The organism is Mycobacterium parascrofulaceum ATCC BAA-614 (genome assembly GCF_000164135.1).
GTDB lineage: Bacteria > Actinomycetota > Actinomycetes > Mycobacteriales > Mycobacteriaceae > Mycobacterium > Mycobacterium parascrofulaceum.
This window is the reverse complement of the sequence record NZ_GG770553.1, coordinates 1,483,546-1,500,385: the sequence shown is the minus strand read 5'-3', so window position 1 is coordinate 1,500,385 and position 16,840 is coordinate 1,483,546. Positions and strand designations below refer to the sequence as shown.

At 69.7% G+C, this 16,840-nt stretch carries 18 protein-coding genes and 3 tRNA genes; 7 read left to right on the top strand and 14 right to left on the bottom strand.

Going from position 1 to position 16,840, the window contains the following annotated elements; translation table 11 throughout:
* Positions 1-39: 39 nt before the first annotated feature.
* From rplA to HMPREF0591_RS07045, 12 genes are all read right to left on the bottom strand, one after another.
* Positions 40-747 carry a 50S ribosomal protein L1 gene (gene rplA, locus HMPREF0591_RS07100; protein WP_007167783.1) on the bottom strand — a complete coding sequence of 236 codons (708 nt, stop codon included), beginning with the start codon at positions 745-747 and terminating at the stop codon, positions 40-42.
* 87 nt (positions 748-834) lie between these two features.
* On the bottom strand, positions 835-1,263 hold the full coding sequence (rplK, locus tag HMPREF0591_RS07095) for a 50S ribosomal protein L11 (RefSeq protein ID WP_007167782.1): 429 nt from the start codon (positions 1,261-1,263) through the stop codon (positions 835-837).
* Positions 1,264-1,307: 44 nt separating this feature from the next.
* On the bottom strand, positions 1,308-2,060 hold the full coding sequence (gene nusG, locus HMPREF0591_RS07090) for a transcription termination/antitermination protein NusG (protein ID WP_007167781.1): 753 nt from the start codon (positions 2,058-2,060) through the stop codon (positions 1,308-1,310).
* A gap of 27 nt (positions 2,061-2,087) precedes the next feature.
* Positions 2,088-2,543: a preprotein translocase subunit SecE gene (gene secE / locus HMPREF0591_RS07085; protein WP_007167780.1), complete on the bottom strand. Its 456-nt coding sequence runs from the start codon at positions 2,541-2,543 to the stop codon at positions 2,088-2,090.
* Between the two features lie 95 nt (positions 2,544-2,638).
* Positions 2,639-2,711: transfer RNA gene (locus HMPREF0591_RS07080), tRNA-Trp, on the bottom strand.
* A gap of 144 nt (positions 2,712-2,855) precedes the next feature.
* Positions 2,856-3,356 carry a (3R)-hydroxyacyl-ACP dehydratase subunit HadC gene (gene hadC / locus HMPREF0591_RS07075; RefSeq protein WP_007167779.1) on the bottom strand — a complete coding sequence of 167 codons (501 nt, stop codon included), beginning with the start codon at positions 3,354-3,356 and terminating at the stop codon, positions 2,856-2,858.
* A gap of 4 nt (positions 3,357-3,360) precedes the next feature.
* Positions 3,361-3,789, bottom strand: coding sequence for a (3R)-hydroxyacyl-ACP dehydratase subunit HadB (gene hadB / locus HMPREF0591_RS07070; RefSeq protein WP_007167778.1), 429 nt, complete (start codon positions 3,787-3,789; stop codon positions 3,361-3,363).
* A complete protein-coding gene (gene hadA / locus HMPREF0591_RS07065; RefSeq protein WP_007167777.1) occupies positions 3,776-4,255 on the bottom strand; it encodes a (3R)-hydroxyacyl-ACP dehydratase subunit HadA in 480 nt (159 codons plus the stop codon). Before hadA ends, hadB begins: the two co-directional genes overlap by 14 nt.
* Positions 4,256-4,303: 48 nt before the next feature.
* A complete protein-coding gene (gene rpmG / locus HMPREF0591_RS07060; RefSeq protein WP_007167776.1) occupies positions 4,304-4,471 on the bottom strand; it encodes a 50S ribosomal protein L33 in 168 nt (55 codons plus the stop codon).
* A 44-nt stretch (positions 4,472-4,515) separates the two neighbouring features.
* Positions 4,516-4,589, bottom strand: a tRNA-Met gene (locus HMPREF0591_RS07055).
* 51 nt (positions 4,590-4,640) lie between these two features.
* Positions 4,641-4,713, bottom strand: a tRNA-Thr gene (locus HMPREF0591_RS07050).
* A 76-nt stretch (positions 4,714-4,789) separates the two neighbouring features.
* The gene (locus HMPREF0591_RS07045) at positions 4,790-4,999 is read right to left on the bottom strand and encodes a type II toxin-antitoxin system VapB family antitoxin (RefSeq protein WP_007167775.1); all 210 of its coding nucleotides are present in this window, start codon (positions 4,997-4,999) and stop codon (positions 4,790-4,792) included.
* 110 nt (positions 5,000-5,109) lie between these two features.
* On the opposite strand from HMPREF0591_RS07045, the gene HMPREF0591_RS07040 reads away from it, so the two are divergent.
* The 3 genes from HMPREF0591_RS07040 (at position 5,110) to HMPREF0591_RS07030 (ending at position 7,438) form a co-directional block, all read left to right on the top strand.
* The gene (locus HMPREF0591_RS07040) at positions 5,110-5,823 is read left to right on the top strand and encodes an MBL fold metallo-hydrolase (RefSeq protein WP_007167774.1); all 714 of its coding nucleotides are present in this window, start codon (positions 5,110-5,112) and stop codon (positions 5,821-5,823) included.
* 65 nt (positions 5,824-5,888) lie between these two features.
* Positions 5,889-6,722: a hypothetical protein gene (locus HMPREF0591_RS07035; RefSeq protein WP_040621331.1), complete on the top strand. Its 834-nt coding sequence runs from the start codon at positions 5,889-5,891 to the stop codon at positions 6,720-6,722.
* Between the two features lie 20 nt (positions 6,723-6,742).
* A complete protein-coding gene (locus tag HMPREF0591_RS07030) occupies positions 6,743-7,438 on the top strand; it encodes a crotonase/enoyl-CoA hydratase family protein (RefSeq protein WP_007167772.1) in 696 nt (231 codons plus the stop codon).
* Positions 7,439-7,551: 113 nt separating this feature from the next.
* Here the strand turns inward: HMPREF0591_RS07030 and cynS are convergent, their stop codons facing one another.
* On the bottom strand, positions 7,552-8,007 hold the full coding sequence (gene cynS / locus HMPREF0591_RS07025) for a cyanase (RefSeq protein ID WP_007167771.1): 456 nt from the start codon (positions 8,005-8,007) through the stop codon (positions 7,552-7,554).
* 46 nt (positions 8,008-8,053) lie between these two features.
* Positions 8,054-8,569: a nitroreductase family protein gene (locus HMPREF0591_RS07020; RefSeq protein WP_007167770.1), complete on the bottom strand. Its 516-nt coding sequence runs from the start codon at positions 8,567-8,569 to the stop codon at positions 8,054-8,056.
* A gap of 172 nt (positions 8,570-8,741) precedes the next feature.
* Between HMPREF0591_RS07020 and HMPREF0591_RS07015 the strand changes: the two genes are divergently transcribed.
* The 4 genes from HMPREF0591_RS07015 to HMPREF0591_RS07000 all read left to right on the top strand — a co-directional run.
* Positions 8,742-9,608: a cyclopropane mycolic acid synthase family methyltransferase gene (locus HMPREF0591_RS07015; protein ID WP_040622002.1), complete on the top strand. Its 867-nt coding sequence runs from the start codon at positions 8,742-8,744 to the stop codon at positions 9,606-9,608.
* A gap of 49 nt (positions 9,609-9,657) precedes the next feature.
* Complete coding sequence (recC, locus tag HMPREF0591_RS07010) at positions 9,658-12,930, top strand: exodeoxyribonuclease V subunit gamma (RefSeq protein WP_007167768.1); 3,273 nt, start codon at positions 9,658-9,660, stop codon at positions 12,928-12,930.
* A gap of 8 nt (positions 12,931-12,938) precedes the next feature.
* Positions 12,939-16,238 (top strand): exodeoxyribonuclease V subunit beta, encoded by a 3,300-nt coding sequence (gene recB, locus HMPREF0591_RS07005; protein WP_040621999.1) that lies wholly within the window; start codon positions 12,939-12,941, stop codon positions 16,236-16,238.
* 11 nt (positions 16,239-16,249) lie between these two features.
* On the top strand, positions 16,250-16,840 hold a 591-nt coding region (locus HMPREF0591_RS07000), incomplete at its 3' end, for an AAA family ATPase (protein ID WP_425270155.1).

Here is a 16,840-nt window from a genome sequence, read left to right as displayed (position 1 = left end):
CGGGATTCGCGCGAGTTTGCTTCTGGTCGCGGAGGGAGGTCACGCCTCCGCGAAGTTGCGGGTGACCGACGGGTCGACCGGGATGCCCGGGCCCGTGGTCGTCGACACGGTGATCTTCTTCAGGTAGCGGCCCTTGGAGGCGGACGGCTTGAGCCGCAGCACCTCGTCGAGCGCCGCGCCGTAGTTCTCCGCGAGGGCCTTCTCGTCGAAGGACGCCTTGCCGATGACGAAGTGCAGGTTGGCCTGCTTGTCGATGCGGAAGTTGATCTTGCCGCCCTTGATGTCGGCCACGGCCTTGGCGACGTCCGGGGTGACGGTCCCGGTCTTGGGGTTGGGCATCAGGCCGCGCGGGCCCAGCACGCGGGCGATGCGGCCGACCTTGGCCATCTGGTCGGGCGTCGCGATCGCGGCGTCGAAGTCCAGGAAGCCGCCCTGGATCTTCTCGATCAGGTCGTCGCTGCCGACGATGTCCGCGCCGGCGGCCTGCGCCTGCTCGGCCTTGTCGCCGACCGCGAACACCGCGACGCGGGCGGTCTTACCGGTGCCGTGCGGCAGGTTGACCGTGCCGCGGACCATCTGGTCCGCCTTGCGCGGGTCGACACCGAGGCGGATCGCCACCTCGACCGTCGCGTCCTGCTTGGCCGACGCGGTCTCCTTGGCGAGCTTGGCCGCCTCGAGCGGGCTGTACAGGTTGTTGCGGTCCACCTTTTCGGCGGCCGCGCGGTATGCCTTGCTGTTCTTGCTCATTGATTCGTCCAATCTGGTGTTGGGTCGTGGTTCAGCAGCGGGCCGAAGCTGGCCCTCCCACGGGTTTGGGGGTCGAACTATGCAGGTCTATTCGACGGTGATCCCCATCGACCGGGCGGTGCCGGCGATGATCTTGGCGGCCGCGTCGATGTCGTTGGCGTTGAGATCGGTCTTCTTGGTCTCGGCGATCTCACGGACCTGGTCCCAGGTGACCTTGGCGACCTTGGTCTTGTGCGGCTCGGCCGAGCCCTTGCCCACGCCGGCCGCCTTGAGCAGCAGCTTGGCGGCGGGCGGGGTCTTGAGCGTGAAGGTGAAGCTGCGGTCCTCGTAGACCGTGATCTCCACCGGGATGACCTGGCCGCGCTGGTTTTCCGTGGCCGCGTTGTAGGCCTTGCAGAACTCCATGATGTTGACGCCGTGCTGGCCGAGCGCGGGTCCGACCGGCGGCGCAGGGTTGGCCTGCCCCGCCACGATCTGCAGCTTGATCAGCCCAACGACTTTCTTCTTCGGGGCCATGAGATGTTGGTGTTCCTTCCTGGGGGTGGGCGTGAGTGCCCGAGCTAAATCTTCGAGACCTGGCTGAACGTCAACTCGACCGGCGTCTCGCGGCCGAAGATCGACACCAGCACCTTGAGCTTCTGCTGCTCGCCGTTGACCTCGCTGATGGTCGCCGGCAGCGTGGCGAACGGCCCGTCCATCACCGTCACCGACTCGCCGACCTCGTAGTCGACCTCGACGGCCGGGCGTTCCAGTCCGCCGGCCTCGGCGGCGGCGGCGGTGGTGGCCGCGCCCTTGGCGGCCTTCTTGGTCGCCCCGCGCGGCAGCAGGAACTTCACCACGTCGTCCAGCGTCAGAGCCGACGGCCGCGACGTCGCGCCGACGAACCCGGTGACGCCCGGCGTGTTGCGCACCGCGGCCCACGAATCGTCGGTCAGGTCCATGCGCACCAGGATGTAGCCGGGCAGCACCTTGCGGTTGACCTGCTTGCGCTGGCCGTTCTTGATCTCGGTGACCTCTTCGGTGGGCACCTCGACCTGGAAGATGTAGTCGCCGACGTCCAGGTTCTGCACGCGCGTCTCGAGGTTGGCTTTGACCTTGTTCTCGTAGCCCGCGTAGGAGTGGATGACGTACCAGTCGCCGGGCTTGCTGCGCAGCTCCGCCTTGAGCGCGGCCGCCGGGTCGACCTCTTCGGTCGACTCCTCGGGGGCCTCGGCCGCTGGGGCCTCGGTGGTCTCGGTGGTCTCGGCGTCCTCGATGCGCTCTTCCACGTCGACCGCTTCACCCGCGGACGAGTCACCGTCGAAGGTAGTCACGGTTTTCAGTCCTCTCTATCTTCTCGCTCAGCCGAACACCAGCAGCACCAGCTTGGTGAGGCCGAAATCCGCGAGGCCGACCAGCGCCACCATGAAGGCCAGGAACGCCAGCACCACCGACGTGTAGGTGAGCATCTGCTTGCGGTTGGGCCAGATAACCTTCCGCATCTCCGCAACCACCTGCTTGAGGTAGTTGTAGACGAAGACGAACGGGTTGGCCGAACGGTCCCCGGGCTTCTTCGGTTTTTTCGCCTTCTTGGCCTTGCCGCCCTTGGTGGCCTTGGCCTCCTTGGCGACCTCGGCCTCGTCCGCGGACGCCACGTCGGCGCCCTCGCCCGCATCCGACGCTCGCTGCCGGGATCGTTTGCCGGTGGGGCGCTGCGGCCGCGTCACCACAGCGGTCCGACCGCCGCTGGCGCGGTCGTCCTCCCTGTCAGCGCCGTCGCTTGTGGCGTCGTTGGCTGCGTCGCCTTCGTCGCTCACCCATGCTCCTTAGGTTTGCTTGTATCCCGCGGGCCGTCCCGTGGTGGGCGGCACCACTCCAGTGTCCACCATGGCACGCCTTTTCTATTGTCCAGCAGGGGCGACAGGACTTGAACCTGCAACCTGCGGTTTTGGAGACCGCTGCTCTGCCAGTTGAGCTACGCCCCTTCGCGGTTGGCAGGCCAACCTGCGCTTACCTACCGGGGCTTACATGACACGCGCGCTCCCCGTTCTCTCGACTCACGGAAAGCGCGCTGCGGCTGGGAAAACCCCGAGGTCCGAGTGTACATCGACGCCGCACTCAGATACTAATTACGCCGTTCGAACGACCTGGCCGGATTCCGGGTCCCAACGCAGGTTCTCCGACTGCTCGGCGTACTGGCTCATCAACGTGGTGTAGGCCTCCAAGACCAGCTCACCCCGATCGTTGGTGCAGATGTTCTTGGTGACGACGATGTCGGCGCCGAACCGCTCGTCCACCGACACGATGTCCATCCGGGCCCACAGCTTGTCGCCGGCCTTGATCGGCTGGGCGAACACGAAGCGCTGGTCGACCTGGACGATCACCAGGGTCTCCATGCCGATGTCGACATGCCGGAAGAAGTCGAGCTGGACCAGCTTGGCGAAGATGGTCGCGAAGGTCAGCGGCGCCAGGATCGCGTCGTGCCCGAGCTCGGCGGCCGCGCCCTCGTCGAAGTGGGCCGGATTCCGATCCTTGACGGCGTGCGCGAACTGCCGGAGTTGCTCCCGCCCCACCACGAAATAGTCCGGGTAGCGCCAGATCATTCCCCTGATGTCTGTTTTGAGCGCCATAGACCTATGCCAGAGTTGCGGACGCGATCGCCCTGCCGAAGATTTTCTTCCCGCCGGTGGTGGCGGTCAGCGCGATCGTCACCGACTTGGTGTCCGGGTCGACGGACTTGACCCGGCCGCTGAAGACGAGCTCGGCGCCCTTGCCGTCGTTGGGCACCGGCACCACGGCGGTGAACCGCACGTTGTACTCGGTGACCGCGCCCGGGTCGCCGATCCACGAGGTGACGTAGCCGCCACCGATCCCCATGGTCAGCATGCCGTGTGCGATCGCGGTGTCCAGCCCGACGACCTTGGCCATCTCGTCGTCCCAGTGGATCGGGTTCAGGTCGCCCGAGACGCCCGCGTAGTTCACCAGGTCCTGGCGGGTCAGCGGGTAGGTCTTCTCGGGGAGCTGGTCGCCCACCTTCACGGAGCTGAACTCACGCAGTGGCATCGGAAAATCCCTCTTCTCCGTCGTCACCCGCACGGCCCGCCAGGGTCGTGTAGGTCTCCTGCACGACATCACCGGCTTCGTTGGTGATGACGTTCTTTGTCACGATGATCTGGGTGCCGTGCGAAATCCGCATCGAGTCCACGGAGACGTCGCAGTACAGTTTGTCGCCCGCGACGATCGGCGCGTTGAACTTCAGCACCTGGTCGACCTGGACGATCTGCGCGTCGTGGACAGCAACGTTCGCGTACTTGAAGAACGCCGTCTGCGCCTGGTAGCCGAACACACAGATGAACGTCAGGGGGGCGAGCAGACCGTCGTAGCCGAGCTCGGCGGCCGCCTTCTCTTCGAGGAACGCCGCGTCGTCGTTTTGCACGGCGACCGCGTGTTCGCGGATCTTCTCCCGCTCCACGACGTAATAGTCGGGATAGCGGTAGTGCATCCCGACGATGCTTTCGGATAACGGCACGGCTGGAATCTACCTAGTCGGTGGCGAATAAACGGTCGCGGGTGGCCGCTAGCGCGTCTCGCGATGCGCCTGGTGCTTGCCGCAGTTCGGGCAGAACTTCTTCAGCTCCATCCGGTCCGGGTCGTTCCGGCGGTTCTTCTTGGTGATGTAGTTACGGTGCTTGCACACCTCGCATGCCAAAGTGATCTTCGGCCGCACGTCGGTACTGGAAGCCATGACGGTTCTCTCTCAAATCTCTCAAGGTGTGCAATGTTGTGTTGTAGCGATGGCCGGACTCGAACCGGCGACCTAACGATTATGAGTCGTTCGCTCTAACCGACTGAGCTACATCGCCTCTGGCCACCCCTTTCGGGGTCGGGCCGCCACGCCTGCTCGGCGTCCGCCGAGCCCCCTAACGGAATCGAACCGTTGACCTTTTCCTTACCATGGAAACGCTCTACCGACTGAGCTAAGGGGGCCGTTCACCCGAATCGGCACTGCCGTGGGCCTAAAAGAGGGTACAGCCTGGCTCGCAGCCGGACCAAACCACGGGCTTCACGGTGCGCCGTCGCCGCCCCGGCGGGGCTGCCACGCCCTGAGGTCGCTGAATTCGTCGTACTCCTCGCCCGGTTCGCCGGTGTCGGCCTCGGTGAGCAGGGTGCGCAACGCGAGGTTGACCGCCTCGCGGGCATCGGCCAGATGGAAGCGGCGCACCGCCTCGTCAATCAGATCGACGTCGACCTCGATCTCGACCTTCTTGATCATGGGGCAACAATACCCACCACACATCGGCCCAATCGCTGCTCGCGGAGGGTGTTCGGCGGGGTTCGCGGCGGCGCTGCGGGCCGGAAAGCGGCACGCCCTAGGCTGGTCACGTGTCAACGGATCGGCTGTACTTTCGGCAACTGCTCTCCGGTCGCGACTTCGCCGCCGGCGACATGTTCGCGACCCAGATGCGCAACTTCGCGTACCTGATCGGGGACCGCCAGACGGGCGACTGCGTGGTGGTCGACCCCGCGTACGCGGCCGGCGACCTCCTCGACACGCTGGAGTCCGACGGCATGCACCTGTCCGGGGTGCTGGTGACCCATCACCATCCGGACCATGTGGGCGGCTCGATGATGGGCTTCTCGCTGCAGGGCCTGGCCGAACTGCTGGAGCGAAAAGCCGTCCCGGTCCACGTCAATACCCATGAGGCGCAATGGGTTTCGCGTGTCACCGGGATCGGCCTCGGCGACCTCACCGCCCACGAGAATCACGACAAGGTCAGCATCGGCGACATCGAGATCGAGTTGCTGCACACCCCGGGCCACACGCCGGGCAGTCAGTGCTTCCTGCTCGACGGGCGTCTCGTGGCCGGTGACACGCTTTTCCTGGAGGGCTGCGGCCGGACCGACTTTCCCGGCGGCGACTCCGACGAGATGTACCGCAGCCTGCGGCAACTCGCGACCCTGCCCGGCGACCCGACGGTTTTTCCCGGGCACTGGTATTCGGCGGAGCCGAGCGCCGCGCTGTCCGAGGTCAAGCGTTCCAACTATGTGTATCGGGCCGCCGACCTCGCCCAGTGGCGAATGCTGATGGGCGGCTGAGGCGGCGATCGCTCGATCGGGGCGAGACGGCAACCGGCCTGTGATATAAGCGGAAGGTGGATTCCATGGGGTGGGTCCAGGACAGCTGGCACGGAATCACGCATGTCGGGTCCGGCACCTGGATCGCGTGGGCGGCGTGGGCGGCGATCGTGCTCGCCGTCGTCACCCTCGTGTTCACCAGCCGGCAGATCGCCCGCAACCGCCGGCTGGCCGCGGAGCAGACGCGGCCGCAGGTGGCGATGTTCATGGAGCCGCATCCCGCCGACTGGCACGTGATCGAGCTGGTGGTCAGGAACTTCGGCCAGACCGCGGCGTACGACATCACGTTCTCGTTCACCAATCCCCCGACGGTGGCCGAATACGAGAACGCGACCGACGGCTACGCCGACGTCGTCGAGCTGCGGCTGCCCCGCGAGTTGCCGGTGCTGGCGCCCGGCCAGGAATGGCGCATGGTGTGGGATTCGGCGCTCGACCGCGCCGAGATCGGCAGCGGCATCGAATCCCGCTTCACCGGCACCATCAGCTACTTCGACGGGCCGGAGCGCCCGCGCGGGTGGCGGTTCTGGGAGCGCGAACGGCTGCCGCTGGAAACGCCGGTGGTGCTGGACTGGGACTCCTTGCCGCCCGTCCAGCGCATCGAGCTGATGACCACGCACGACCTGGCGAAGCGGGAGAAGCAGAAGCTGGAGTTGCTGCGCGGCCTGCTCACCTACTTCCACTACGCCAGCAAGGAAACCCGCCCCGAGGTGTTCCGCAGCGAGATCGAACGGATCAACGGCGCCGTCCGGGAAACGCAGGACAGGTGGCGCACCCGCCAGCTCGACGAGCCCACCGACGTCAGCCTGCGCTGGGGTGAGGCCGAGGACGACCTGGGCAAACACCACACTCAGACCGCGTGACGGCAAGGAGCCAGCAACCGATGAGCGGCCCGGTCCACTACTCCCTCGAGGATTCCATCGCGGTCATCCGGATGGACGACGGCAAGGTCAACGCCCTGGGCCCGACGATGCAGCAGGCCCTGGGCGAGGCGATCGACCGGGCCGACGCGGACAACGCCGGCGCGCTGGTGATCACCGGCAACGAGCGCGTCTTCAGCGGCGGATTCGACCTGAAGATCCTGACCTCCGGCGAGGCGCAGCCGGCCATCGACATGCTGCGCGGCGGCTTCGAGCTGGCCTACCGGCTGCTGTCCCATCCCAAGCCGGTGGTGATGGCCTGCACCGGGCACGCGATCGCGATGGGGGCGTTCCTGTTGTGCTCCGGCGACCACCGGGTGGCCGCGCACGCCTACAACATCCAGGCCAACGAGGTGGCGATCGGCATGGTCATCCCGTACGCCGCCCTGGAAATCATGAAGCTGCGGCTCACCCGGTCGGCCTATCAGCAGGCCGCCGGGCTGGCCAAGACGTTCTTCGGCGAGACGGCGCTGGCGGCGGGCTTCGTCGACGAGATCGTGCTGCCGGAGATGGTGGTCAGTCGCGCCGAGGAAGCCGCGCGCGAATTCGCCGGTCTGCGCCAACACGCCCACGCCGCAACGAAGTTGCGCGCCCGCGCCGACGCGCTCACGGCCATCCGGGCCGGGATCGACGGGATCGAGGCCGAGTTCGGGCTGTAGGTCGGCCCGGCGTTGATGAGCTGAGTGGCGAACGCGGCGACCGGGAAAAGACCGGCCACCGCGTTGCTCGCCTCCTCGCGGCCAGTGTGGCACGGGGGCGTCGCGCCGTCACTTCACCCTTGGGCCGAGACCCATTGGTAGGGGAGGAATTTGCCGTCGAACGTCACGACGACGCGGTCGCCGGACGGGTGCGGTTTCTTCTGCAGGTCGACGCTGAAGTTGATCGCGCTCATGATGCCGTCGCCGAACTGTTCGTGGATCAGCTCCTTGATGGCGCCGCCGTAGACCTGCAGGGCCTCGTAGAAGCGGTAGATGGTCGGGTCGGTCGGCACGGCGGTGGGGAGCCCGCCCCGCACGGGCGGCGCCGCCAGCACGGGCACCACCGACTCGTCCAGCTTCAGCTTCTCGACGAGGGCCCTTGCCTGCTCGGGGGGAATGGGGTGCTGGCCGAGCAGCGCCGAGGTGGTCCATACCACCGGCCGGTCGATGGCGTCGGCCAGCTCCTGCCACGTCAGGCCCAGGCGCAGGCGGGCCAGGACGATCTGCTCGGTGATCTCGTGTCTGTTCATGGCCTAAGCATGCCCGCCCGGAGCGGCGCCGCGCCCGGCCTCCTCGTCACCACCGACCGTGGTGGACGACCTCGGAGAAGGGCCGCCGGTTCGGCGTGCGGACCGGGGCGAGCGGACGGTCGGCGGGATACCCGACGCCGAGCAGGAAGGCCACCAGCCGGTCATCGGGGACCCCGAGAATGGCCCGCGCCCTCTGCTGGTCCCCCACTGAGGAATGCCCGGTCCCGATCCCCAGGTCCGTGGCCGCGATCATCATCGCCATCGTGGCCTGCCCCACGTCGTAGTTGTCGGTGACCACCCTGCGCTCGTCGGGCGGCACGGGCACCACGATCGCGATCGCGGCCGCGGCGCCGGCGATGTGCCCGGCGCCCTGCCACACGGTGGACAGCTCGCGCAGCTGCGCGCGGTCGGTGACGATCACGAAGTCCCACGGCTGCCGGTTCTTGGCCGAGGGGGCGCGCCACCCGGCCTCGGCGATGCGGTTCAGGTCGTCTTCGGAAACGGGGTCGGGCGTGTACTGCCGGACGTTGCGCCGGGCGCGGATCGCGTCCCAAGCCTCCATCTTCGCCTCCTAAATCTCGCTGACACGGGTAAACGGGGGTAGCGTCATCCGAATTCCCCGCAAGGGCGCCGAAGTTTGATTCCGGCATTGACGGGAAGCCATGGTGAACCAGCTGCGCCGCGCGGTCGTGAACCAGCTGAAGGGCCCCGGATCCGGAAAGGCGCTCGCTGGCATGACGGAAAACCTGACTCCGCATTTCGAGGACGTCCAGGCCCACTACGACCTGTCCGACGATTTCTTCCGGCTGTTCCTGGATCCCACCATGACCTACAGCTGTGCCTACTTCGATCGGATGCGGGACATCCCGCTCGAAGAGGCGCAGCTGCGCAAGATGGACCTGGCGCTGGGCAAGCTGGGGCTGCGGCCCGGGATGACGCTGCTGGACGTCGGCTGCGGCTGGGGCGGCACGATGCGCCGCGCGATCGAGAAGTACGACGTCGACGTGGTCGGCCTGACGCTGTCCGAGCACCAGGCCGCGCACGTGCAGAAGATGTTCGACGCCATGACCTCCACGCACAGCAGGCGGGTGCTGCTGCGGGGCTGGGAACAGTTCGACGAGCCCGTCGACCGGATCGTGTCCATCGGCGCGTTCGAGCACTTCGGCTACGACCGTTACGACGACTTCTTCCAGACCGCCTACCGCGTCCTGCCCGACGACGGGGTGATGCTGCTGCACACGATCACCATGCTGACGCCGGACCAGATCGTCGGACGGGGCCTGCCGATGACCGAGGAGCAGACCAGCTTCAACGACTTCATCGCCCGCGAGATCTTCCCGGGCGGCCAGTTGCCGCCGATCGAGATGGTGGAATTCCACGCCTCGAAGATGGGCTTCAACCTGGTCCGCAGGCAGTCGCTGCAGCTGCACTACGCCCGCACGCTCGACCTGTGGGCCGCGGCGCTCGCGGCGCACCACCGCGAGGCCGTCGAGATCCAGTCCGAAGAGGTCTATGAGCGGTACATGAGGTACCTGACCGGCTGCGCCAAGGCGTTCCGCGACGGTTACATCGACATCAACCAGTTCACGCTGGCCAAGTAGGCCCTAACCACCCACCCGTGTCGGCGTCCGGGGCTATCGTGGCACCGCGATGGCGCTTCATCTCCACCGTGCCGAGCGCACCGACCTGCTTGCCGACGGCCTCGGCGCCCTGCTGGCCCACCCGCTGACCGACCCATTCGCCGAAGAACTGGTGCTGGTGCCGGCGCGCGGCGTGGAACGCTGGCTCAGTCAGCGGCTGTCGCACGTGCTCGGCCGCGCCCGGGGCGGTGACGGGGTGTGCGCCGGGGTGGCGTTCCGCAGTCCCGCCTCGCTGATCGCCGAACTGACCGGCACGGCCGACGAGGATCCGTGGTCGCCGGACGCGATGGCCTGGCCGCTGCTGGCAGTGATCGACTCCTCGCTGGACGAGCCGTGGTGCCGCACCCTGGCAACGCATTTGGGCCACTTCGCGCCGACCGAGGCCGAGGCCGAGCTGCGCCGCGGGCGCCGCTACTCGGTCGCGCGCCGGCTGGCGGGCCTGTTCGCCTCGTACGCCAGGCAGCGTCCGCGGCTGCTCGCCGACTGGCTGGCGGGCGACGCCGGCGACCTCGACCCCGACCTGGCCTGGCAGCCCGAGCTCTGGCGGGCGCTGGTGGCCGCCGTGCCCGCCGATCCTCCGCATGTCCGCCACCACAACACGGTGACCCGGCTGCGGGACGGACCCGGTGGCCTGCCGCCCCGGTTGTCGCTGTTCGGACACACCCGGCTGGCGAGCACCGACGTGGAGCTGCTGGACGCGGTGGCGGCCCACCACGATCTGCACCTGTGGCTGCCGCACCCCAGCGACCACCTCTGGCGCGCGCTGGGCGGCGACCGTGGCGCGATCCCCCGCCGCGCGGACACCAGCCACCGCAGCGTCGGCCATCCGCTGCTGGCCACCCTCGGGCGGGACCTGCGCGAGCTGCAACGCGCGCTGCCCGCCGCCGCCCAGACCGACGAATGCCTGCCCGCACCGGCGCGGCCCGCCACGCTGCTGGGCTGGCTGCAGGCCGACATCGCCGCGAATGCCGTTCGGCCACAGGGGCGTATCCTGGCCGCCGACGACCGCTCGGTGCAGGTGCACAACTGCCACGGGCCGGCGCGCCAGGTCGACGTGCTGCGCGAGGTGCTGCTCGGCCTGCTGCAGGACGACCCCACGCTGCAGCCGCGCGACATCCTGGTGATGTGTCCGGACATCGAGACGTACGCGCCGCTGATCGTCGCGGACTTCGGCCTCGGCGACGTGGTGCACGGCGCCCACCCCGCGCACCGGTTGCGGGTGCGGCTCGCCGACCGCTCCCCGCTGCAGACCAATCCGCTGCTCGGCGTGGCCGCGCAGTTGCTGGCCCTGGCCGGCAGCCGGGTGACCGCCAGCGAGGTGCTCGACTTCGCCGAGGCCGCGCCGGTGCGCGCCCGCTTCGGCCTCACCGACGACGACCTGGAGGCCATCGCCCGCTGGGTCCGGCAGGCCAACATCCGGTGGGGGTTCGACCAGGAGCACCGGCGCCCCTACCACGTCGACTTCGTGCACAACACCTGGCGTTTCGGCATCGACCGGGTGCTGGCCGGCGTCGCGATGTCCGACGACTCGCACGCCTGGATCGACGCGACCCTGCCCCTCGACGACGTCAGCAGCAACCGCGTCGAGTTGGCCGGCCAGTTCGCCGAATTCGTCGCCCGGTTGCAACGCGTGGTCGACTCGCTGACCGGCGCCCGGGCGCTGCGCGACTGGCTCGCCGCGCTGGCCGAGGGCGTCGACCTGTTGACGCGCGTCGCCGACGCGGACCTGTGGCAGACCGGCCAGCTGCAGCGGGAGTTCGCTTCGGCGTTGGCCGACGCCGGGCCGCGGGCCGACACGGTGCTGCGGCTGCCCGACGTCCGGGTGCTGCTCGACGGACGCCTCGCGGGGCGCCCGACGCGCGCCAACTTCCGCACCGGCACGCTGACGGTGTGCACCATGGTGCCGATGCGCTCGGTTCCGCATCGGGTGGTATGCCTGGTCGGCCTCGACGACGGGGTGTTCCCGCGCCTCGGGGTGGTCGACGGCGACGACGCGCTGGCCCGCGACCCGATGACCGGCGAACGCGACATCCGTTCCGAGGACCGGCAATTGCTGCTCGACGCGATCGGCGCGGCCACCGAGAAGCTGGTGATCACCTACACCGGTGCCAACGAATACTCGGGCCAGCCGCGCCCGCCCGCGGTGCCGCTGGCCGAGCTGCTGGACACGCTGGACAGCACCACCGCGGGCAGGGTCCGCGACCGCATCGTCGTCGCACACCCGTTGCAGCCCTTCGACATCCGCAACGTCGTCCCCGGCGCGCTGGTGCCCGATGTTCCGTTCAGCTTCGACCCGACCGTGTTGCGCGCGGCGCGCGCCGCCACGGGTGAGCGCGGCGAAAAACCCCGGTTCATCTCGGGGCCGCTGCCGCCGCCGCCCGCCGGGGACGTCATCCTCGCCGACCTCGTCGGCTTCTTCAAGGACCCGGTCAAGGGCTTCTTCCGCGCCCTGGAGTTCACCCTGCCGCGCGACGTCGACGGCGTGCAGGACGCCATGCCCGTCGACCTCGACGGCCTCGAGGAGTGGACGGTCGGGGACCGGATGCTGGGCGACATCCTGCGCGGGTGGACGCCGGACGACGCCCGCCAGGCCGAGTGGCGGCGGGGCACGCTGCCGCCGGGCCAGCTGGGGTGGCGCACGGCAACCGACATCCGCGACCAGGCCGCCCTGCTGGCGGCCGCCGCACGAGAGCACCGCGGCCCCGACGCGAGCGCGTACGACGTCGACGTCGACCTCGGCTCCGGGAGGCGGCTCACCGGCACGGTGTCACCCGTCTACGGGGACCGGTTGGTGTCGGTGACGTACTCCAAACTGGACGGCAAACACCTGCTCGAGTCGTGGATTCCGTTGCTGGCCTTGTTCGCTCACGATCCCGGGCGCGACTGGTCGGCGATCTGCATCGGTCGCCGCAAGCGCGGTACCGCGCCGCGGGTGGAGGGGCTGGGGCGGCCGCGGGAGGACGCCGTGGCGGTGCTGCGCGAGCTGGTCGCGGTCTACGACGCGGGGCGCCGCGAGCCGATTCCGTTGCCCGTCAAGACGTCCTACGCGTGGGCGGCCGCCCGGCACTGCGGCGACGATCCGTTGCGCGAGGCGCAATACCGGTGGAAGTACGAGCACGAGGAGCCGGCCCACGTGCGGGCGTGGGGCAGGAACACCCGGTTGGCGGAGCTGATGCGGCCGGTGCGGGCGGGCGAGGAATGCGACGGCGAGGACACCCGGCTGGGCGCCTACGCCGCGCGGGTCTGGTTGCCGATGCTGCGCGCAGAGGGAGCCGTGAAATGACCGGCGCGATGGCGCGCTTCGAGCTGCTCGGGCCGCTGCCCACCGCACGCTCCACCACGGTGCTGCAAGCCAGCGCCGGCACCGGCAAGACGTTCGCGCTGGCCGGCCTGGTGACCCGCTACGTCGCCGAGGGCGCGGCGACGCTGGACCAGATGTTGCTGATCACGTTCGGCCGGGCCGCCAGCCAGGAGCTGCGCGAGCGTGTCCGCGGCCAAATGGTCGATGCGGTAGCCGCTTTCGACGACGGCGCGGGCGCCAACGAGTTGGTGGCGCACCTGCTCGACGGCACCGACGCCGAACGCGCGTCGCGCAGGCAGCGCCTCCGCGACGCGCTAGCGGGTTTCGACGCGGCCACCATCGCCACCACGCACCAGTTCTGCCAGCTGGTGTTGAAGTCGCTGGGCGTGGCGGGCGACACCGCGGCGAACGTGACGCTGCTGGAGAGCCTCGACGAGCTGATCGTCGAGATCGTCGACGACCTCTACCTCGCCCACTTCGGGCGGGAGCGCGACGATCCGGCGCTGGCCTACCGCGACGCGCTCCGGCTGGCGCGCGAGGTGGTCAGGAACCCGTCGACGCAGCTGCGGCCGCTGCACCCCGAACCGGGCTCGCGGGCCGCCGTCTGCGTGGGATTCGCGAAAGAGGTTCTGGCGGAACTGGACACGCGCAAGCGGCGGCTCGGCGTCCTGGACTACGACGACCTGCTGAGTCGGCTCGCCGACGCGCTGGCCACCGACGACTCCCCCGCGCGGGTCCGCATGCATCACCGCTGGCCGATCGTCATGGTCGACGAGTTCCAGGACACCGATCCGGTGCAGTGGCAGGTGATCGACCGGGCGTTCAGCGGGCGCTCCACCGTCATCCTCATCGGCGATCCCAAGCAGGCCATCTACGCGTTTCGCGGCGGCGACATCGTGACCTATCTGCGGGCGGCCGAGACCGCCGGCGAGAAGAAGACGCTGGCCACCAACTGGCGCAGCGATGCCGCGCTCGTCGAGCGCCTGCAGGTGGTGCTGCTGGGCGCCCAACTCGGCGACCCCGCGATCGTGGTGGACGACGTCGACACCTACCACCGGGGGCACCGGCTCGCGGGAGCGCCGCGCAACGACCCGTTCCGGTTGCGGGTCGTGCAGCGAGAAACGCTGGGGCGCAGCGGGATACAGAACATGCCGATCGACGAGCTGCGAGCCCACATCGGCGCCGACGTCGCGGCCGATATCCGCGCCCTGCTGGCGGCCCGGGCGACGTTCGAGGGCCGGCCGCTGCAGGCCCGCGACATCGCGGTGATCGTGGAGAAGCACAAGGACGCCGCCGCCTGCTTCAAGGCGCTGTGCGACGCGGGGGTGCCGGCCGTCTACACCGGCGACTCCGACGTGTTCGCGTCGGACGCCGCCGAGGATTGGCTGTGCCTGCTGGAGGCGTTCGACCAGCCGCACCGGCCCGGCATGGTCCGCGCGGCCGCGGCGACCATGTTCTTCGGTGAGACCGCGGAATCGCTGGCGGCCGGCGGCGACGCGCTGACCGACCGGGTCGCGGAAACGTTGCGCGAGTGGGCCGGCCACGCCCGGGAACGCGGCGTCGCCGCCATCTTCGAGGCCGCGCAGCTGTCGGGGATGGGCGATCGCGTGCTGTCCGCGCAGGGCGGCGAACGGCATATGACCGACCTGGCCCACATCGCGCAGCTGCTGGGTCAGGTCACGCACCGGGAACGCTCCAGCCTGCCCGCGCTGCGCGACTGGCTGCGCAGGCAGCGGGAGGAACGCGTCGGCGCACCCGAACGCAACCGCCGCCTGGACAGTGACGCGGCGGCCGTGCAGATCATGACGGTGTTCGTCAGCAAGGGCCTGCAATACCCGATCGTGTACCTGCCGTTCGCGTTCAACCGCAACACCCAGGACCGCGACGTGGTGTTGTTCCACGACGACGGGGTGCGCTGCCTACACATCGGCGGCAAGGACAGCCCCGACTTCAAGGCCGTCGAGATCCTGGGCCGCAAGGAGGACGCCAGCGACGACAGCCGGCTGACCTATGTGGCGCTGACCCGGGCCCAGTCCCAGGTGGTGGCGTGGTGGTCGCCGGCGTTCGACGAGCCCAACGGGGGGCTGTCGCGGCTGCTGCGCGGCCGCCGGCCGGGCGAGGCCTTCGTGCCCGACCGGTGCGAACCGGCGAAGATCTCCGACGAGGACGCGCTTGACCGGTTGCGGGAGTGGGAGGCGGCGGGCGGTCCGGTGATCGAGCGGTCGGTCGTGGCCGCGGCGCCGTCCGTGCCGCCCGAGCCGGTGCCGTCCGGCCTGGACAACCGCCACTTCCATCGCGGCATCGACACGGGGTGGCGGCGCACCTCCTACTCCGGTCTCATCCGGGTGACCGAAACCTTCGAAACCACCGGGGTGGGCAGCGAGCCGGAGGTCACCGAGCTCGATGACGAGGCGGGCGACGTCCCCGTGGCCCAGGGCGCGTCGGGTCCGGCGGCGCCCTCCCCCATGGCCGACCTGCCGGTGGGCGCCAAGTTCGGCTCGCTGGTGCACGCGGTGCTCGAGACGGCCGACCCGCTGGCCGCCGATCTGGCCGCCGAGTTGGCGGCGCGGGTCCGCACCCACTCCGTGTGGTGGCCGGTCGACGTGCCCCCCGACGCGCTGGCGGCGGCCCTGGTGCCGATGCACGACACGCCGCTGGGCCCGCTGGCCGGCGGCCGCACCCTGCGCCAGATCGGCCTGGCGGATCGGCTGCGCGAGTTGGACTTCGAGTTCCCGCTGGCCGGGGGCGACGCGGTCTCGGCGGGGCCCGAGATCCGGCTGGCGGACCTGGGCGCGGCGCTGCGCACGCACCTGCCGGCCGACGACGCGCTGGCGCCCTATGCCGGCCGGTTGCTCAGCCGCCCCCTGGGCGAGCAGCCGTTGCGCGGCTACCTCACCGGCTCCGTCGACGCCGTGTTGCGCGTGCCGGACGGTGCGGCTCGGCGCTACCTGGTGGTGGACTACAAGACCAACTGGCTCGGCGACCCCGACCGGCCGTTGACGTCGGCCGACTACGACCGGCCGCGCCTGGTCGAGGCGATGCTGCACTCGGACTATCCGCTGCAGGCGCTGCTGTACAGCGTTGTGCTGCACCGGTTTTTGCGCTGGCGGCTACCGGACTACCACCCGGATCGGCACCTCGGCGGTGTCCTGTACCTGTTCGTGCGCGGGATGTGCGGCGCGGCCACACCCGCGGCCGACGGGCACCCGTCGGGAGTGTTCAGCTGGCGGCCGCCGTCGGCGCTGATCGCGGAGGTGTCCGACGTGCTCGACGGGAGGGTACTCGCGTGACGCTGGAGGCGATCACCGCCGACGGCCTGCTCCGGACCTACACCGAAGCCGGCGTGTTCGATCCCGCCGATGTCCATGTGGCGCAACGGCTTACGGCGCTGGCCGGGGATCCCGACGAGCGGGTGGCGGTGGCGGTCGCCCTGCTGGTGCGCGCGCTGCGGGGCGGTTCGGTGTGCGTGGACCTGCGGGCGGTCGCCACGCAGGTGGACGCGGCGGACCTGGCGTGGCCCGACGCCGGCGGGTGGCTGGCCGCCGTGCGGGCCAGCCCGCTGCTGGGTCCGCCACCGGTGCTGCGGCTGTTCGGCGACCTGCTGTACCTGGACCGGTACTGGCGGGAGGAGGAGCAGGTGTGCGCGGACCTGCTCGCGCTGTCCGCGCCCGGGGCACCGGGCGACGTGCCCGCCCTCGAGCGGCTCTTCCCGCCCGGCTACGACGAACAGCGCGCCGCCGCGCAAATCGCTGTCTCCCAAGCGGTTACGGTGCTGACGGGCGGCCCCGGCACCGGCAAGACCACCACGGTGGCGCGGCTGCTGGCGCTGCTGGTCGGGCAGGCCGAGCTGGGCGGCCGCCCCCGGCCACGGATCGCGCTCGCCGCGCCGACC